Source organism: Cytobacillus citreus, assembly GCF_018343665.1.
Taxonomy (GTDB): Bacteria; Bacillota; Bacilli; order Bacillales; family Cytobacillaceae; genus Cytobacillus; species Cytobacillus citreus.
The window spans coordinates 731,390-750,700 of the sequence record NZ_JAGYPM010000002.1 but is presented as its reverse complement, the minus strand read 5'-3'; the positions used below and the strand labels follow the sequence as shown (position 1 = coordinate 750,700).

General features: G+C 35.3%; 18 protein-coding genes. 4 read left to right on the top strand and 14 right to left on the bottom strand.

Annotated elements, in window-relative coordinates:
* Positions 1-79: 79 nt before the first annotated feature.
* Positions 80-2,287 (bottom strand): outer membrane protein assembly factor BamB family protein, encoded by a 2,208-nt coding sequence (locus tag KHA94_RS09640; protein ID WP_213101900.1) that lies wholly within the window; start codon positions 2,285-2,287, stop codon positions 80-82.
* A 750-nt stretch (positions 2,288-3,037) separates the two neighbouring features.
* Between KHA94_RS09640 and KHA94_RS09635 the strand changes: the two genes are divergently transcribed.
* Positions 3,038-3,238 (top strand): hypothetical protein, encoded by a 201-nt coding sequence (locus KHA94_RS09635; protein WP_213101899.1) that lies wholly within the window; start codon positions 3,038-3,040, stop codon positions 3,236-3,238.
* A 108-nt stretch (positions 3,239-3,346) separates the two neighbouring features.
* On the opposite strand, the gene KHA94_RS09630 is transcribed toward KHA94_RS09635, so the two are convergent.
* Positions 3,347-3,970, bottom strand: a complete 624-nt coding sequence (locus KHA94_RS09630) for a kinase (protein ID WP_213101898.1) — start codon at positions 3,968-3,970, stop codon at positions 3,347-3,349.
* The gene (locus KHA94_RS09625) at positions 3,960-4,112 is read right to left on the bottom strand and encodes a hypothetical protein (protein WP_213101897.1); all 153 of its coding nucleotides are present in this window, start codon (positions 4,110-4,112) and stop codon (positions 3,960-3,962) included. The genes KHA94_RS09630 and KHA94_RS09625 overlap by 11 nt, the downstream gene beginning before the upstream one ends.
* Before the next feature lie 197 nt (positions 4,113-4,309).
* Here KHA94_RS09625 and KHA94_RS09620 point away from each other — a divergent pair, with 197 nt between their 5' ends.
* A complete protein-coding gene (locus tag KHA94_RS09620; RefSeq protein ID WP_213101896.1) occupies positions 4,310-6,529 on the top strand; it encodes an S-layer homology domain-containing protein in 2,220 nt (739 codons plus the stop codon).
* Positions 6,530-6,697: 168 nt separating this feature from the next.
* Here the strand turns inward: KHA94_RS09620 and KHA94_RS09615 are convergent, their stop codons facing one another.
* Both KHA94_RS09615 and KHA94_RS09610 read right to left on the bottom strand, forming a co-directional pair.
* The gene (locus tag KHA94_RS09615; RefSeq protein WP_249365415.1) at positions 6,698-7,681 is read right to left on the bottom strand and encodes an alpha/beta fold hydrolase; all 984 of its coding nucleotides are present in this window, start codon (positions 7,679-7,681) and stop codon (positions 6,698-6,700) included.
* A 694-nt stretch (positions 7,682-8,375) separates the two neighbouring features.
* Positions 8,376-8,744, bottom strand: a complete 369-nt coding sequence (locus KHA94_RS09610) for a PH domain-containing protein (RefSeq protein ID WP_213101895.1) — start codon at positions 8,742-8,744, stop codon at positions 8,376-8,378.
* 394 nt (positions 8,745-9,138) lie between these two features.
* Between KHA94_RS09610 and KHA94_RS09605 the strand changes: the two genes are divergently transcribed.
* Positions 9,139-9,702 carry a hypothetical protein gene (locus tag KHA94_RS09605; RefSeq protein ID WP_213102298.1) on the top strand — a complete coding sequence of 188 codons (564 nt, stop codon included), beginning with the start codon at positions 9,139-9,141 and terminating at the stop codon, positions 9,700-9,702.
* A gap of 340 nt (positions 9,703-10,042) precedes the next feature.
* Positions 10,043-11,134: a GIY-YIG nuclease family protein gene (locus KHA94_RS09600; protein WP_213102265.1), complete on the top strand. Its 1,092-nt coding sequence runs from the start codon at positions 10,043-10,045 to the stop codon at positions 11,132-11,134.
* A gap of 91 nt (positions 11,135-11,225) precedes the next feature.
* On the opposite strand, the gene KHA94_RS09595 is transcribed toward KHA94_RS09600, so the two are convergent.
* The 9 genes from KHA94_RS09595 to KHA94_RS09555 form a co-directional block, all read right to left on the bottom strand.
* Positions 11,226-11,540 carry a DMT family transporter gene (locus KHA94_RS09595; protein WP_213101894.1) on the bottom strand — a complete coding sequence of 105 codons (315 nt, stop codon included), beginning with the start codon at positions 11,538-11,540 and terminating at the stop codon, positions 11,226-11,228.
* 4 nt (positions 11,541-11,544) lie between these two features.
* Positions 11,545-11,916, bottom strand: coding sequence for a DMT family transporter (locus KHA94_RS09590; RefSeq protein WP_213101893.1), 372 nt, complete (start codon positions 11,914-11,916; stop codon positions 11,545-11,547).
* Positions 11,917-12,013: 97 nt separating this feature from the next.
* Positions 12,014-12,886, bottom strand: a complete 873-nt coding sequence (locus KHA94_RS09585; RefSeq protein WP_213101892.1) for a Cof-type HAD-IIB family hydrolase — start codon at positions 12,884-12,886, stop codon at positions 12,014-12,016.
* A 154-nt stretch (positions 12,887-13,040) separates the two neighbouring features.
* Positions 13,041-13,823, bottom strand: coding sequence for a DeoR/GlpR family DNA-binding transcription regulator (locus KHA94_RS09580; RefSeq protein WP_213101891.1), 783 nt, complete (start codon positions 13,821-13,823; stop codon positions 13,041-13,043).
* 26 nt (positions 13,824-13,849) lie between these two features.
* Positions 13,850-14,863: an ABC transporter ATP-binding protein gene (locus KHA94_RS09575; RefSeq protein ID WP_213101890.1), complete on the bottom strand. Its 1,014-nt coding sequence runs from the start codon at positions 14,861-14,863 to the stop codon at positions 13,850-13,852.
* The gene (locus KHA94_RS09570) at positions 14,863-15,735 is read right to left on the bottom strand and encodes an ABC transporter permease (RefSeq protein ID WP_213101889.1); all 873 of its coding nucleotides are present in this window, start codon (positions 15,733-15,735) and stop codon (positions 14,863-14,865) included. Before KHA94_RS09570 ends, KHA94_RS09575 begins: the two co-directional genes overlap by 1 nt.
* Positions 15,732-16,586 carry an ABC transporter permease gene (locus tag KHA94_RS09565; RefSeq protein ID WP_213101888.1) on the bottom strand — a complete coding sequence of 285 codons (855 nt, stop codon included), beginning with the start codon at positions 16,584-16,586 and terminating at the stop codon, positions 15,732-15,734. Before KHA94_RS09565 ends, KHA94_RS09570 begins: the two co-directional genes overlap by 4 nt.
* A gap of 99 nt (positions 16,587-16,685) precedes the next feature.
* Entirely contained in the window at positions 16,686-17,525 is an 840-nt protein-coding gene (locus tag KHA94_RS09560) for an alkaline phosphatase family protein (protein ID WP_213101887.1), read from the bottom strand.
* A complete protein-coding gene (locus tag KHA94_RS09555) occupies positions 17,515-18,627 on the bottom strand; it encodes an ABC transporter substrate-binding protein (RefSeq protein ID WP_213101886.1) in 1,113 nt (370 codons plus the stop codon). Before KHA94_RS09555 ends, KHA94_RS09560 begins: the two co-directional genes overlap by 11 nt.
* Positions 18,628-19,311 lie beyond the last annotated feature (684 nt).

The following is a 19,311-nucleotide window of genomic DNA, read 5'->3' as shown; positions in this document are numbered from 1 at the left end:
TTCTTTGTAATACTCAATATGAAATAACCGTAAATTCGCAAGAACCACCCCTTCCAGAATTTATGGTAGTATCGAAGCTTTATATTCTTATAGCCTGTACAACCCCATCTTGCCCAGCTTGGATGATGTGTCCGTTTTGAACAATTGGTGTTGAGTAAACATAGTCAGTAGAAAAATGATACTCATCAACGATGCTCCCATTTTTTAAATCCAGGCCCGTAAGTAAGCCATTTACACCTGAAATATAGACTTTTTCTCCCTCAACGTTAACAGGGGAAGCATTAAATATTCTTTGTTTTGTTGTTTTTTGCCAAAGCAGTTTTCCAGAATAAGGATCAATCGCACTAACTTTTCCCCATTCATCTGCTAAAACAGCCATAGTGTTTTCATTTAAGATGAGTGGAGCAGAATAGAGAAAACCACCTTTTAGTGTCCACTCAATTTTTCCAGTATGGCGATTAAGAGCATATGTGTTTGAAACATTCGATACATAAACAAGATCGATTGTCCCTTCCTTGGATGGAACGATTGTCGCTTTCGTTGCCCAGGGGCTATAAATTAACGTTTTGTATGGTGTTTCTCTTATCAGAATGGTAGCTTCCCATATTACTCGTCCATTGGATCGATCCAATGCATAAGCCTTGCCATCTCCCGCTCCGAAATAGATGGCTTTATCATCGGCGGTTGGCATCCCAGCGGTCATGCCGCTAACTTCAGTTGACCATTTAATTTTTCCAGTTTGTGTGTCCATTAATACGATATGACGTCCAGATGGAATGACCAATTCCCCGTTATCATAATAAATGTTTCCTAGAACAGGGCTTGGCGTCTTACTTTTCCATGCTGTTTCCCCATTACTAGTATGAATACCATAAACCATTTGACCTGATGTACCAACGTAGATATGGGTTTCTTCTTTATTTAATGCTGGCTGTGAATAAATCGGATCCTTTAATCTTATCGACCAGTTTTCTTTTCCTTTTTTCTGATCGATGGCTTTAACGCTTCCGGCTGTTGTTGCTGCAATAAATAGATTGGAAGAAGGTATATTCGTTAAATTAGCTTGGATCGGTTCTTGCAGGTCTTCTGTCCATTCCAGCCTCGATGTACCATGGGGATCTTCTATTTGTATCGTCTTAAATGCATCCCACCATTCGGCCTGTTCATTCTTAACTCTGATCTGTAATCGGTATTTCCCAATTGGCATGGAATTCATATCTATGTTTTTTTCAAAGCGAAGTGAGGAATTGCTTGATTGATTTAGGCTTTCCCAGCTGCCATCATCCTTCCCGGCATATTTATGGTCAGGCCAGAATTGATACAGAACCTCTTTTGCTTTTGTTCGCGGATCCAAAATGACCTTTAATTCACCTTCAAGAGATTTCTGTTTTTGTTGAAATAATATAGACTTTGGCTTTTCATGTTCTGCAAGTTTTGCTCCAGTAAGCTGAATCTCAGTCAATAGCGTTCGATTTTGAATCCCCTCTCCGTTAATGTCTGCATGGAAAACGGACAATACAGACCGATGATCAACCGTCTTTTTTTCTATCCAGAAAAATACAGGTGCATCCTTTGCAGCAGGAAGACTGAAAATATGACAGCCATTTTGCATCCACATTTGTTCTTTGTGAACATGTCCAGTTAAAATCATCCGAACATTATAGGACTCTATCATTTCAAAAAGAGCTGCTTCATTGGATATATAATAATTATTATCTCCAATTGGATAATGCAAGTACATTACGACTGGGGTATTTCGCTCGATAGACTTTAGGTCTTTTTCAAGCCAATTTAGCTGGTCTTTTGTAAAAAATCCTGGTTCCTGAAGCAGCTGGGTAGGATCTAAAGCAATAAAATGAATTCCGCCAAAATCAAAGGAATATTGTGATTTGCCGACTACGTCATGAAAAAGTTCCCCAGCCCATTCGTCCCATCTTACCTCATGATTTCCCTTAACGGCATATAATCGGTTTCGATAATTCTCGGGAATGATGCGATGAAATTCTTGATACTCTTCTGGGAGACCAGCCTCCACCAAATCCCCTAAATGAAGAACGAAGGAAGGATTATCTTTGGATTGAAAGCTTGAAAAAACCTTTTTAATATATTCACTTCTGTGTGGTGAGTAAGGATCAATATGAGTATCCGCAATTACTGCAAATGAAAAATCTTTATTTTCCAAAGAAGAAGCGCCGACTTTCAACGGAAATTGGCTTAGGAAGAATAACCCTGCTACGCTACCTGACATTTTTAGAAATTCTTTTCGATTCATTGGTGATAAGTTCATTTTGTCTCATTCCTTTTTAAATATTATTTATAACTAGTCTTTTTGTAATTTCATCTTTCGGTGGATAAAAGCTGTTAAATTCATCTAATTTCATAGATTAATATAAGCGGAACTAGTACGAGTATGTCTGATAGACAATACCCTTTTTTCTAAGTCACGCATGTCTAATGATAGAGAAAAAGAGTTAAGCCACGGTTAAAGAGTTGTTAAATTTCTGATTTTTCAGTATAGGAATATATTCACAGGATGAACCTAGAGAGAAAGTAATAATCCGGGTTAACTGTTTTTTTAGCATTCTACAAAATCATATAGAATTTCGGTAAAACACATAGGTATATAGTCACCCTATATCGATTATTAAAGGTGAATATCCTTTTAGAATGTAAAATCGTTAAATTTTTTATAAGATTTTTGCCAAAAATTGAGCAAAGGTAAACTTTTTACCGTTTTTTACTAGAGTTGAATAAATTCCATTTTGTCCCTTATTTTACTTATGATAACAATATATCTTTACAGAAAAAGACATCTAAGGAGTGGGAAAAAAATTAAAATAAAGAATAACATTAATGAAAGAAGTTTATTTAGGATGTAGGAATTGCTAAAGAAAAACCAAGATGGGGAGAGGATGATCCAAAATGAATTCATTCCTCCTCTTAGGAGTAGGAGATGATGCAGAGTTTTTATTTAAGGTGATAGAAAAAGAGTGTTAATATTATATTATCTGTACAAATGTCAACTGGAGGAATTAGCATGGTCATTCAACCAAACATGTCTCCCGTATCAATTGTGGAAGCTTGGGAAAAAACAAGAAAAGTGTTTGAAAAACACAATGTTCCTATTACGACGATTTTATTGCAAGACTCCATTCATCCGGAAATACTCACGGAGTTACTAAAGGAGTTAAATGAATCAATCGGAAGCTCGGAAACCACCTGTATTGAAGGGGGTTGAAAGGTTCCAACTAAGGAGTAGGTTACTCCTCTCGCAAATGTAGGTAAAAAAACCATCATGGATCAATCTTGATCCATGATGGTCTTTTTCAAATAAATTTATTCAGAGTTATACGTCATATACTAAATCTGCATTACTAATTGGTTTTTCTGTATCCAAGTAATGTTGTTCTTCCGGCCAGTATCTTCGTTCATATTTATTCAGTCTTTCTTGAAGATCCCCTATATACGAATCACGCTTTAAAACTCTCTCATACCTCAATTCACGAGGGCAATCTATAAAAATAGTAAAATCGTAGAACCTTCTCCATTCTTTTCTTTGCAGAAATACACCTTCGATAAGAACAATGCTATCAGCAGCTACTGTCATTTGTTTCGTTGAAGTTGAATCAGTAAATTTATCATAAAAAGGTAACGATATATTATGACAACGATTATGTAGTCGTTCAAAATAATCAGTTGTCATCTTGATAACATCCCACTGTAAGTAATAGAATTCATACCATTCTTCGTACCCTGTTTCGTATCGTTTATTTCTTTCAACAATGTGATCATCAATATGAAAAACGACTGTATCAAGGTTATTCTTATTTAATTTTTGTTCAATTTCTTTTACTAATGTTATTTTTCCTGCCCCGCTTAATCCATCTATTCCAACTATAAAAGGACGATCTTTATTGGAACGTATTGAAAATTGAAATATTATTATTTCTGCTATTTCTTTAATGGACATCCCATTCATCCCCGATTCCGTCATACATTAATTGTTGAAAATAAATACTATTATCTTGCCGCCATCCCTCTTCAGCTTCCAAATAAGGTGCATAAGTTACATTTGCATAAATAAATCCATTGCAACAACTAGGTTTTATCATAATATACAAATACTTCTTCTAAAAATAAAGAAAATAGCCATAGTTGTTCTAGAAATGTACCCAACTAATAGAATATAAAAGTTAAACCCTATTAAAATCAATTTATCCGTTTTAAAACAAAATTCAAGTTTTAATACTACATTATTTACAATATAGTATATAATTGGAATTGAAACTATATATTAGGAGGGTTATTTTTGAGAAGCTTGAGGAAACTCGGAATTTTAACATTGTCTACTGGACTGTCCATTGGAATTCTAGCCCCAGGAGTAAGCGCAACATCACTAGTAAAGGATCATCAAAATAACGTACAAATTCAAATTGCACAAGCAGAAAAGGTTGTTACAAAAAATGAGCTTATAAAGAAATTTAGGGAATTTCTCCCTCAATTTAATTATTTAAATGATAGTGACTTCCATATGGGGAGCGGCCATCATTTTCCTGGTGATGATACGATTCGATATGACTTAAGCTTTCACAAAAAAGTAAACGGGAAACAAGAATATGGATATGTTAGTTTTGTTGGAGAACAATTAGAGATTGAAAATTTTAATTATCAACCAGCTAATGCTGTAGATGCTCTATTTCCAGCAAAAGTAACAAAAGAAAAAGCGAAAGAAGTGGCTGAAGCGTTCCTGAAAAAATTTCCTCAAAGCAGTGAATATCAACTGCTAGATTTTGGCCTCTACGACTACTTCCCAAGTACTCAAACACTTACAGAACCCATCAGCTATTCATTTTCTTTCGAACGTACCAAAAATAAAGTCCCTATTTCAGACCAACAGATTCATATAACAGTGCTTGGCAATGGAGTGGTCAGTAATTTTTATCGTAGTACAAAAGATATTGGATCTCAATCATTTGATGATGTAACAAAGGCTTTGCCTGAAAACAAGATTATTTCGAAGATTAAAGAAGATGTCTCTATTGATTTACAGTATAAAATAGATTTTGATTATCGAACAGGTGACAGACATGTGAATCTCGTTTATCACCCAACAAGTGACGTACTAAGTGTACATGCCCTTTCTGGTGAATGGCAAACCGCAAATGGTTTTTCTGCCGAGCTTCCAAAAGAAAAAAAGATTGAGCTCATTTCTGCTCAACCGCTCGGACCAAAGCAAACCAATTTTTCTCTAGAAGAAGCGAAGGCATTGGCCGAAACATTGCTCAAGGTTGATTCCAATGATATTAAGTTAAGGATTGAATCAATTAATGAAGAAAAAAATCACAATGGCCAAGAAATCATTAACATTCAGTATATGTACGAATACCGTAATGGTGGAAGCGGGACAAATTTGGAATTAGATAAACATACAGGCGATATCATTCAGTACAATGATCTCAAGCGTGATGTACTTGAGAACAAAAAAGGTAGTCATACGATTTCTAGTAAAGAGGCTCTTGAGCAAGCAGTGAAGTATTTAAAACAGTATTCACCGTCTTATCTTCACAACTATGCAATGCCGTTAGGAGAAGCTAATTTTGAAGATGAAAGAGGGATTTATCATTTTATCTTTCCAAGAGTAGAAAATGATATTCTTGTAAATGGTGATCACATTTTTGTTAGTGTGTATGCTGATGGTTCTTTAAACAGTCTGAATGTTAATCGTTCAGATATTAAAAATTGGCCGTCTACAGACAAGGTCGTCCCAAAAGAGAAAGCTGAAGCTAAATTTTTTGAACAACTAAGTTTAAATCTTCAATATGTTAAAGAAGGATCGGGTCAAAATAAGGATCACTATCGTCTTGTGTATACACCAGTATTCAACAAGAATCCGTATAGCTTCTTAGATGCAAACAAAGGCGAATGGAATAGTGTGGTTAATAAGAAGAATCGTCAAGTCATTTCACATCCTTCGGCAAAGGAAGAGCTAAATTATCTAATCAATGCTGGGATATTAGATATTGAGGATGTGAAAACATTCAATCCAGATGCATCAATTACAAAAGGTGCCGCCATTGAAATGATTACGAAGTCACTCACTCGAATCCATGACGGCTTCCCAGGTCAAAAGAATAAAAGTCAATCATTTAAAAACATTCCTCCTGAGCATCCTTTATATCAAGTGATCGAACGTGCAGTAACGCTAGGTATTCTTGATAAAGAAAAAGACACTTTCAATCCAGATGAACACCTTACAAGAGAAGAATTAGCAGTTTGGTATATTCGTGCATTGCAACTCGACCAAGCAGCAAAAAATCAAGGCATCTATCAACTTAAGTTTGCAGATGCAAAAGATGTACAACCTGAAAACATTGGATTTGTTGCCTTAGCACACTCATTAAATTTATTATCTGCTAACAAAAACAACTTCAACCCTGACCAAAAAGTTACGTATGCACAATTAGCAGTGTCCAATGTTCGTTTAGCTCATGAGTTCTATAAAAAAGGAATAGAAATCCATTATTATTAAGCGTTTGGATCAAGTATCCGCCCATTTTTGGGTGGATATTATTTATATATTCGTTTATATATTGAAGCTCCATAACAACGCAATCAGGCCAATTCGAAAACAATTTAATTATTGTTTTTACACGATGCGATTAAGGTTTTTTTCCAAAAAATCCAATAGTACATTCTATTAATCCTTCTCAAAAGTTTCTATGAATTCATTTACGTAATTGGACATTTCCTTATACTGCGTCCAATGTAGATAATGATGCCCTTCTAAAGGGACGAGTTTATTTGTCGTTACATTACTTAATTGCGATTGATTAAAAGTTATATTAGTTTTGCCCTCTTCACTTACTTTATCTTTCCTTTCCCTAGCAAAGATCATGACAGGCAAGTCTGGAGAAAATGACATGTCTTTCGTTTTCATTATGTTTTTTTCCATTTCAATTGCTTCATTCACTACATTTTTATTCAGGCCTTTCCATGCAGAAATGCGTTTCGTCATCTTTATATTCTCATCAGAATAAGTTCCTTTATCCGCTATAGGCAAGACATCGCTTGGGTTGATATATGATACCAATCTTGCCATACCAGTTGGTGCAAGCATGCTCATATATTTGGGCAGGGTTGGAGTAGATTCATTAAAATACTCTACCGCCTGGGGCAAGGTGAGATCATTCCCTATAATGGCTTCAATTTCATTTGGGTATTTATTAGCATAATACATGCTGTATATGCCTGATACAGAATGAGGCATTAATATGTATGGCCCTTCAATGTTTGATTTCTTCAAAACCGTTCTTATTTCTTCTACTATGTTTTCAACGGTTCTTTCCTTATCAGTTAAGTCACTCCAACCATATCCAAAAGGCTCTACAACGATAACCTTATTATTTTTTGCCATTTCATTCATTAGAGGCTCGAAATCCAACACAGGTGCTGCCGTACCCAGTCCCGGTAATAAGACAATCGTATGCTCACCTTCACCTTTTGTATAGACATGCATTTTCTTATTATCTACATCAACTAATTGCCCTGGTGCTAGGTACTTTTTTTGTTCATATTTACTCATAACATGATGGAAAGCGATCCAAACAAGGAGGACTGCAGCTATCATCAATAAAATATTTCTAGTAATCTTCCAAAATCTAAACTTCTTTTTGGTTTTCATTCTTTCCACTACTTCCTATATAAATTTTCTTGGCCTGTACGGTATTATCCATTCCTATCATCTATCCTAAGCCTTGAAGGTTAAAGATAGGTTAGTGGAAAGTTTAAAATTCATTTAAAAAAGGTTCCTAAAATCATAACGGGTTCAGCTTAGGATGCGGAAAAGGACAGGGTATTGTCAAAAGTACTATGAAAAATGAATAAAGTGAAACTTCCATCAGCGGGGGTTTTCCAACGCAAAGGATGTGCTAGTGCAGACCGTACGACAGGACGTCGTGTCTTTAGTCTGCGTTCATCCCCCACTGATGGTTAGTTGCGGCCCACACAAAGTGGGTCACGCAGACGTTGCCACACAATGTGGCGCTTTTAGTCTGTGTTCATTATAGGGGCCTTTACCGGCAGTTGATTCTCTCACAACCTTGTAGTGGTGGTCTTACTGCCCGTTAATCTGCGATAAAAGGCATGCCTGCTTTCCATTTACGAAGTGAACATACCATACAATCGTGAGAGGTTGAAAAATAAAAAATCCGTAAGCACAGGTTGATGAATGTGCGTACGGATTTTTTCATTATTACAATATTAGGTTTCATCCTATTGTAAATCAAAATAATATTGATGCTGACAAAAAGCATGAATGACTTTTCTAGTCAATATTCATGTTAATTAAGTTACTAAGAATGTTATTTTTTCTTGCATTATAAAATAGCATTTGCAATTAATTTGTCAAACTTACGAACATCAACACCCTTTTTAATATTTACTTTAATATGGCCTGCTCTCGTCCATAATTCAACCTCTGCATTGACATCAAAAAAACTACCCGCATTCTCAGTAGACCACATATTAATTGATGAATAAGGCAAAGAATAAATCTCAACCTTTTTTCCTGATAAACCTTGTGCATCTCTTACAATTAATCTCTTGTTTGTAAAAATAGCACTATCACGAAATGTTTTATATGCAGCAATTGCTTCTTCTCCTTCTACTAGTATTTCATTGATGTCATTTGGTATAGGACATTCTGAAACTAATGTCCATTCTAAAATGCTTTGAGTTGCAGCCATAAAGGTACCTCCGACAAAATATTTTTTATCTTATATCATTCTGTACCTTGTGGAAAAAACCTTCTTTTTCATAGGGATATTAATTGTATCTATTACCATTTTATAAATACAAAAGGAATTTAAGATTATTCTAAATTTTTAGGGTTAGGCTCTCCCCAATCGATTGGGTGAAGCCTGAACCTTTAAATTTTGGATATGAGCAAACAACTTTTTCCTTCGCTGTTTTCGTAAAGTTTTTTGGGAGTAGCAATGATTGACGCATCAGCTTAATAACATATAATGGAATAAATGCGTTTTATTTCAATTTGAAATCGACCTATTCTAATTCCTAGGAATTCTATGTACATTGGTATTCTAGATAATAAAAAGCGAAAAAAAACGGAGGGGAAAAATTTTGAGAGTGATTAAAAGACTAATAAAACTGTTAGTTATATTCGTTTTAGTTTTCGATTTGCTAATTATTGTTTTAGCCAATAATGATTATTATTTTACCTTTCTAAAAAAGACAGGTATTATTTTTCCTACTCTCATTACAATCATTTCTCTATATTTATTAGCTTGGATTCAAAAAATAAAAGGATACTGGATATTTGCTGGATCTGTTGTAGCTTTCATTTTATTAGGGAAAATATTTTTAACTTATTTTGTCACAGTTTTTTCCTATGATTATATTAAATCTCCAACTGGAGATATAACTTTGGTAATAGAACATAGAGATGCCACGTTAGGTGAAACCCATCATTTTTACAACTTTTATCGTAATACCGCATTTCCAATGGTTATAAAAAAATTAAATAAAGACACGGTAAGCATTGTAACGAGGGGAACTAACGATGACAATTTAGAAGTATTAGGGGTTAACAACGCAGAATGGATTGAAGGCGAAGGAGTAATTTTTTATTCGAAGTATGCAAAAACGAAAGTGAACATTAACACTGTGGGATACGAAGGTGAATAGAATAAGCTAGAAACAACCAAAACATTTTCTTCTTCTACGAATAGAGACTATTTAACTATCTGGCAAGTTCATTGAACAATGTAGAAATTGAACCGTTTTAAGTGGTTTAGTGCATTTTTTGTAATAAAGAGTGCTTTTTATTTTTGTCTACAAGCATTTGTCCACTTGTTTTTCAAAGGATAAGTGCTTGTCTACTTCAAGCCAAGGAACAAGTAAATATACAACGTTGAAACTTCCTCATTAAAATGGACAAACATTTTTCACACTAAAAAAACAACTGCTCTTTCAATCTCGTGATAAAATACTAGATACATATTATCCAGTAGAGGGATGAAAATATATTTTATTAACCGAAAAAGTAAAGAACCTGCCTTTATCGCCAGGTGTTTATATTATGAAAGATTCCCATGGTCAAATCATTTATGTGGGAAAGGCAAAAAAATTAAAGAATCGCGTTCAATCGTATTTCCAAAACTCGAAAAATCATTCTCCAAAGGTGAATAAGCTTAAAAAGCATTTGAAGGATTTTGACTATATCCTAACAGATACAGAATTCGAGGCTCTTCTACGGGAATGTCAATTAATTAAGAAGCATAAGCCACTATATAATAGAATCATAAAAAATCCACAGTCCTTTACTTATATTGTCATCAAAATGGACAAAAAGTTTCGTCAGATTGAGATTGCTCATAACCCTATTGAACATGACGGCAATCTTTATTTTGGTCCATTTACAAGCAAAAGTCGTGTTGAAAAAGCGATCCAAGGGATAAAGGAATGTTTTAAATTATGCTGCAGTAATCCTACAATAAAGAATACGGCTTGCTTGAATTATTCATTAGGCTTGTGTCTTGGCATGTGTCTTGGGGGGCCTGCCGTACAGCAATACAATGAAATCATAGACAAATTTATCGCTTTTCTTCAAGGCAATGATAAGAGGATTCTCGAAGATATGAAGCAAATGATGGTAACCGCTTCTGAAAAATTCGAATTTGAAGCTGCCTCTAAATATCGAGATCATATTCAAACCGTATCCGCTCTTTTAAATAAAGAAATGATGATTGAATTCACAGAAGAAAATCATAATCTCGTAATCATAGAAAAATTAAATGAAACTACGATTAAACTTTTTCTCATTAAGCGGACCAACGTCCTTTATCATCAGAAATTTTCACTCGATACCGAAGACAAAGAACAGCTAATTGAAAAAATAAAAACAAATATTATCACGTACTTCAACAATCATGTTCCCATTCCATCCACGGGTGTGAGCAAAGATGAAATCGATGAAGCGCAAATTATTTATTCTTATTTAAAAAGTAACAACTGCTCCTATTTCACCATTCCGGAAAAATGGCTGAATACGGAGAATCATTCTAGTATTGATGTGGCAGTTAGCAAATTATTGAGGGATGTTGAGGTTTTAGGATGACAGGGCTGTCCCAAAAGTCGAGGAAAAACAATCATGGCCCAAGAGTAACCCCATGATTGTTTTCCTGGAAACGCTTGTTCATGTATTTGTATCAGGCTGTCATTTTTATACCAATAACACCTGTAACAATACACATAATCAGAAAGATTCTTATTAAACTTCTTGGTTCTTTAAAGAAGATCATTCCTGCTAAAACACTTCCAACAGTGCCGATTCCGGTCCATATTGCATAGGCAGTTCCTACAGGAAGAGAAATTAATGACAAGGAAAGGAAATAGAAACTTAAACTTCCACAAATAATACAAGATATAGAGGGGAGTAATTTTTTAAATCCGTCTGCTTCTTTCAGACTTATAACACTGCCAACTTCGGTAATGCCTGCAATCAGAAGAAAAATCCATGACATTCAATCATCCCCAAACCTTGTGTAACTTGTTTCGTATCATATCTATTAATTCTTTAGGTTCTTCTGGAATAATTTTTAACCCAATTATTCCAAATAATATTAGAGTTACAAAAAATAACTTCTGTGGATTAATGGATTCTTCCCAAAATAGTATTCCAACTAGAACTGTTCCAACCGTCCCTATACCAGTAAAAATTGCGTAACCTGTTCCTAATGGTATGAAATGTAAGGCTTTTGAAAGTAAATAGAAACTAAAGAGTATAATAAGTATTGTTACGATACTAGGTATCAATTTTGTAAATCCGTGTGAGTATTTAAGACCAATCACCCAGACAATTTCCAAAAGCCCTGCTATTATTATATATATCCAAGCCATACTATTGTTCACCCTCGACGTTGACTTTCTTTTTCTTCTCTTTGTATTTAATCGATAGAATACTAGGAAGATTTGTTAAAAGTCCTAAAATGCATCCTTATTTTGAAACCGCTAAGTTTTCCATATATTTATAGATGGCATGTGCTACGCCATTTTTATCATTACTTAGGGTTGTCATTGTACAAATAGCTTTTATGTCATCATTTGCATTTCCCATCGCCACACTGTAGCGAACTTTTTGAAGCATCGATACATCATTATTGCTATCCCCTATTGCCATAGCTTGATCTAAGGAGCCATTCATTAAGAATGCTAATTTTTCAAGGGCCGATCCTTTTGAAGCATTATTATTAGTCATTTCAATGTTGTGATCAGCAGATGAAACAACCATCAACTCATTAAACTCTTTGAATTGGTTCCATGCTTCCTCTAATTTCTTTTTATCAAAAGAACATGCTAAAATATTTAAAAATTCTTCTTCTTGATTCAGAATATCATGATAATTGTCAACTAAAACGTATCCAAACTGATCAAATTGTCTTTCCGCAACTTCAACTAATTCTTTCATATCTTCATCTAAATCTAAGCTTTTAAAACGATTAATCTCATTTTGGAATTGTTCTCTTCCCTTTTTAATCGTATAAATGGCTTTATCTGTAAACACTTCGTAATAATAATTCCTTTCGTCCAGCCATTTTACAATATCCTCAACACGGTCTTTTTCTATTGTAATAGAAGAAACTTTCTTTCCATCCTTTGAATGAATAGTTGACCCATTTGTACCGATTACAGATGTAGAGATTCCAGCTTTCTCACTAATTGATTGAACATCAAAGTGAGCCCTTCCTGTTGAAATGACTACTTCAATCCCATTTTCTTGGGCATATTTAATGGCTTTAATATTTTCTTCACTTATCTCATTCTGGTGGTTTAATAATGTTCCATCTAAATCAATTGCAATGAACCCCATGGTATTTAGCTCCTTTATCTTTCAATCTATTTATTCTTTTACTTTCTAATGAAAAAAGAGAACACTCTCTTCTCAGGAGGTAGACAAAGTATAATTCGTTACCTTTTCAGGCTGAACTCTCTCTTCTGACTCTTTTGGTCCCAATTTGGATCGATTATGCTTCAATCCAATCGATTTCCTCTAATTTGGAATGAGATCTCCATTCCTCTGGAAATGGTTGGTCACTAACAATCACATCGACCTTTTCTAGAGGACAAATCTTACAAAATGTATCTACACCCATTTTAGAGTAATCCGTTAGCATGATCACTTGCTTTGATACCTCGACCATCTTCCTTGAAACTAATGATTCATGCAAATGATAATTACTTACACCATTTTTAATAGAAACTCCACCTGCAGAAATGAAGGCTTTATCAAGATTAAATTGATTTAACAGCTGTTCGGTTAAACTGCCGCTAATAGATTGCTGCTTCGGATCAATTTGTCCACCAAGTAATAAAACTTGTCCTGTGAACTCATTTTGATTTAATGATTCTGTTAACACGGAAGAAACTGGCAGGGAATTAGTGATAATTGTGATATCTTTTTTATTTTCAATACACTTCGCAAATTCGAGCATTGTTGTTCCTGCATCAATGATAATCACATCACCGTTTGAAATAAGCTCTACTGCTTTTTTTCCAATTTTCACTTTCGCTTCTTGATTCACAGTGGTGCGCTGTGTAAATGGTGGCTCCTCAAATTGAAAAACAGATTTTATTGCTCCACCATAAACCCTCTTTAAAAGTGCTTTTTCCTCTAATATCATCAAGTCACGTCGAATCGTTTCCTCTGAAACATGAAATTGGGCAACTAATTCCATAACTTTTACTTTACCCATTTTATTCAGTTCTTTTAAAATTTCATTCTTTCTTTCCTCTGGTAAAACAGTCATTTTTCTACTCCCATAATTTTATTTAATTATAGAACTATGCATTCTTTTTTCGGTACGATAATTTGAACGCGTGATCCTTGCTCAAACATCAATCCTCGGTGGTGAAGATAGTCTACATGGAAATATGAATCATCTGCTTCTACTTCATATCTTAATACATTCCCAGTCATCGTAACATCTTTAATGACCCCTTTGATTCCCCAGTTCTCTTGTAAATCTGGGCAATCTTCTCCAGGAGAAACCAATTGTAAAACCTCGGGACGAATAGCGACTTCATCCCCTTTTAATTCTGAGCTTCGAACAAGTTTATGGAACACTTCCATACTATACACATTGTAATTTCCGATAAATTTTGCAACAAATGTATTGGCTGGAGTGGTATAAATTTCAGATGGGGCACCAGATTGTACAACCTTTCCTTTATTCATGACAAAAATTCGATCAGACATCGTCATTGCCTCTTCTTGATCATGAGTAACAAAAATCGTTGTAATATCTAATTCTTTCTGTATTCTCTTCAATTCTTTTTGCAAGCTTTTTCTAATTTTGGCATCTAATGCGCTTAAAGGCTCATCCAATAGCAGCACTTTCGGCTCCATGACAAGTGCACGGGCAAGAGCAACCCTTTGTTGTTGTCCGCCGGATAATTGATGAGGGTAAGATTCTTCTTTGCCAATTAAATCAACCAGTTCAATCATCTTATTAACTCTTGATTTAATATTCTTTACCTTCTTCATTTTAAGACCGTAGGCGATATTATCAAAAACGTTCATATTGGGGAAAAGGGCATAAGACTGAAACACCATGCCAACTTCACGCTGACGCGGTGATAAATTAGTAATATCTTTTCCATCAATTAAGATGCTTCCAACATTTACACCTTCAAGTCCAGCAATAGAGCGTAATAATGTACTCTTTCCGCAACCGCTTTGTCCAAGGAGTGTAGCAAATTCTCCTTTTTTTAATGTTAATGAAATGTTTTCTAAAACTACTTGATTATCATAGCTTTTCGTTACTTGATCAATCGTTACATAGCTCATTAGTTTTCACCTTCTAATGCTGTATTTTTTTGACGGAAGATTTTTTTAAAAAATGATAGAATTCGCTTCTTATCTGACATGATTGGACCTTTATCCTTTCTAAATGTCAGCTTTAATACTGTTCCCGTTAATAGTAAAATTACAGAATAATAAGTAATAACAATTGCGCTTGTTAAATGACCACTGCTGTTTAGTTTGTCAGCAAGATAGATTTGCAGAGTTTCAAAACGACCACCGACAAGCAAATTGGCCAAAGCAAACTCACTGAATAAGAGAGCGACTGATAATAAAGTAGACACTAAAATACCAGAAATAATATTTGGAAACACTACTGTACGAAATGCTTGGAATTTTGTAGCACCTAATAATTCAGCTGCATCCACAAGCTGCACCGCATTAACCGTGTGAAGACTGTTCCGAATACCTTGATACATAAATGGCAGAATTGTAATGAAATATGCACCAATTAATATCCATGGTGTACCGGCAATCGGAATGGGTCCACCTGAATATAATTTAATTAATCCAACAGCTCCAACAATTGGAGGAATTCCATATGGAAGCATCGCTGCTGCCTGAAGTAATCTTTCCCATTTACTGAAATAGACTGAGATGATAAAGATTGTAGGAAGCATGATGACAACACTTAGGCCAACGGACATGACAATTAAGAACAGTGTTCGTTTAAAGGCGTCATAGAACCTTTCATCCTGAAATAATTCAATATACCATTTCATTGTATAATTCTCAGGTAAAATGGTATGATCCCATTTACCAGCAATCGAGAATAAAAATGTTCCTATAAGCGGAATTAATAAATATAAAACTAGAATTCCAACAACCACTTTATGAAAAGTCAATGAAGATTTCATCGTAAATCCCTCCTAATGCGACGCATCATTCGCTCGTTGAACCACATCGCCAGAATCATGGTGGATGCTAGAAGAACTCCCAACGCACTGCCTAATTGCGGCTTTAATGTAACGTCACTAGCTACTAGTGAAGCAATTTGCAATGACATCAAATTATAGTTGCTGCCAACCAATGCGTAGGCTGTAGCGTATGCTCCCATCGCATTAGCAAACAAAATAGTGAATGTCCCTACAATACTAGGTAAAAGAACTGGAATCCCGATTCGGAACCAGAATGATGCTTTTGATCCTCCTAATAATGAGGAGGCTTCTTTCCATTGTTTCTTAATTCCTTGATAAGAAGGGTAGATTAGCATAACAGCAAGCGGAATTTGAAAATAAACATATACGAGAATGAGTCCTGTCCAGGAATATAAATTAAAATCGGCAAACAAATCCCAACCGAGCTGAGCAAAAAGTAACGTAAACAATCCATTGTTTCCAAGTAAAATAATATATGAAAATGAAAGCGGAATCCCTTCAAAATTTGAAGTCATATTGGCAATCATCAATAGTCGATTTTGTATTTTTGATGAAAACTTTGTAAAAGAATAAGCTGCAATGACCGCTACAGTCACTGAGATTACAGCAGAAACTAAGGAAATGATAAGGCTATTTTTAATGCCTGATAAGTAAAATTTACTTTTAAATATGGTGATATATTGATTAATTGTTACTGTAATTCCATCATCAGCATAGAAACTATTTTTAATCATTGCCACTAATGGTCCTATTTCAAAACCTATAACAAAAATAATAAATGGCAATAAAAGAGCTAATAGATAAATTTTTTGTTTTTTTATTTTTCGCAAGACTTCTCGCTCCTCTATTTTCTAACATGTTTGGAATTGGTTTAACGTTGACATTCGTTAAACCAATTCCAATAAAATCTTCTTAAGGGGGGGAAAGCCTTATTTAATAGAGATACTTTGTTTTAGACCTGGTAATTGATATGAAATCATTTTATTAGACGGCGCAATATTTAATAGCTCACAAACAAGTGGTGCAAAAGCTAATTGTGGAATTTCTTCACTGTACACGCCTGGCTCTACTTTTGGACTGATGATAAAGAGCGGTACATCACGCTCACCATCAGTAATGCCACCATGGTTACCAGTTTCACTCATACCATGATCAGATGTTATTAAAATATGATAGCCTTCTTTGATCCAAATTGGCAGAAGCTGAGCCAATAAGCTTCCCATTTTTAAGATTTGTTCACGATATTCTTTCGATTCCGACCCAAACGCTTCTCCTTTTACATCTACACCCATTGGGTGGATATATAAAAAGTGCGGGTCATGCTTTCTGCGCAAAGCTTCTGCATCCATTAACAAATGACTGTCTGGATAGTCATCATCCCAATAAAATTTCCCATTTTGAATTGGCTTGGATGGATCCTCTTGGTCACGGTCTTCAATGAAATGGAACGGCGCTCGATTATAAAGTTCGCTTACCCAGAAATACGATGCCGTTGCGTTTCTTAAACCATTCTCTTTCGTAAGATGAAAGAGACTTTTCTCGGCAGATAGCCGAACCGCTTGATTGGACGTAATGCCATTCATTGATGCAGGCGTACCCGTTAACAGCACTTCATATAATGGGCGGGAAAGACTAGGGAGCTCCGACTTCACCTTGTAAAGTGATGCCTGATTCGTTTCAACTAGATGTTGAATAAATCCTAAAGCCTCACATGCTTTATCGTATCTCATACCATCCACAACAATCGCGATTACTTTATTATTTGACATTTACTAACACCTCTTCTTGCCAAACTTGTGGCAATGTTTTAACTGTTTCTTCCCAAGCTTTAGGGTCTTCGATCGGTTTTGCATTTTTGTACTGTTCTTCTGGAACCAATTTCTCAGCTACTTCTTTTGGAAGCTCTACATCACGAATTGGACGAGCAAATCCTTTAGCTAAGTTAATTTGTCCTTCATCACTTAAGATATATTCTCTAGTCGCCATCGCTGCATGAGGATGTTTAGCATATTTGTTAATAATTGTTGCGTAACCACTTACTACTGAACCCTCACTTGGAATGCTCACATCAAATTGATCACGATTGATTTGTTCAGCGTAACCAAGAGCATTGAAGTCCCATACTAAGGCAACTTCCACCTCTCCTTTTTCGATGTTAGCTGGTTTAGCATCTGTTAAGCTTAGACGACCTTGCTTAGCAAGCTTCGCAAAAAAGTCAATTCCTGGCTGAAGATTTGTTTCATCACCGCCGTAAGCCATCGCAGCAGCAAGAACGGCCATTTGGTTTTGTGCACCACGTTGAACATCTCCAACTGTTACTTTGTAATCTCCATTTAAGATATCATCCCAAGATTTTGGCGGATTTTTTACTAGCTCTTTATTCGTTAAGAATGCAATCGTTCCTTGGTAACCAACAACCCAATCTCCGTTGTCATCTTTTGCCCATTCAGGTACCTCGTCCCAATAGGAAGTTTTATAAGGAATCGTCAATTCTTTTTGTTCAGCGATTGGACCAAAGGCAATCCCTACATCACCAATATCAGCAGTTGCATTTTCTTTTTCAGATTCCATTTTCGCAATCTCTTCAGCACTGGATAAATCTGTATCACTGTGTTTCAAAGTATATTTATCAGTTACTTCTGTCCACGTTTCACCCCAGTTAGCCCATGAATTAGGCATACCAACACTATTAATTTCTCCCTCTTCTTTTGCTTTTGTTTCGATTTCTTCGAGGGTTAATGATTTTGTATCAATTACAGCTGGAGCAGCTTCCTCTTTATTAGATCCACAAGCAGTTAATCCTAATACACTAATACCTAACATCATAGCTTGAATAGACTTGTAACCCTTTTTCTTAAATGTGGAATTCATTAAAAGTACCTCCAATTTATGTGGTTTTTTTAACACTCATTACTGTTTGTTACGTTTTAATCATAATTCGACTCTATTAATCCCGCATTAATCCAATATTAAGGTTTTGTAAATCAGCTTTGTATTAATTTCCAATTCATTTATTTCAAAATGAATTCAAAAAGTGCCACATCAACAGACCGAAAAGGACGCAAAGCCATCTTGAAAAAGTGGTTTGCAGCCTTGTTATATCGTGTTTTTCTTAAACTATGTTAAACTTCCCTGTTGATTTCCGCTGCAGGCACTTAGCGATCGCGGGCGGTCGGGGAGACTCCTCGTCGCTAACACTCCTGCCTGGTATCCCTTTGACTCGCTTCTCCCGCAGAACGCTGAATAAGCATGAAGAAAATGCGTTAGCCATTTCGAGGAGTCTCGTGCCTTTCGCTCCAATCAATAACAAAATAGCAGTATCAACATTGAGCTTTAACATGGCCTTCTATTAAAAATCAGCAGTGTTTCTTAACCTTATGGAAAAATTTTAGAGGACCGCACTCTTAAAATGGCAGGCGCTTGCGGCATCAGCACCAAACCGGTCACGATAAAGAAGTAATCGTGACCGAATAGATGAAAAAAAACAGTAAATTGAAATGTATGAAAAAAAAGGAAACAAGTAAATGAACTAGTTTTGTATTATGTTTCATAATT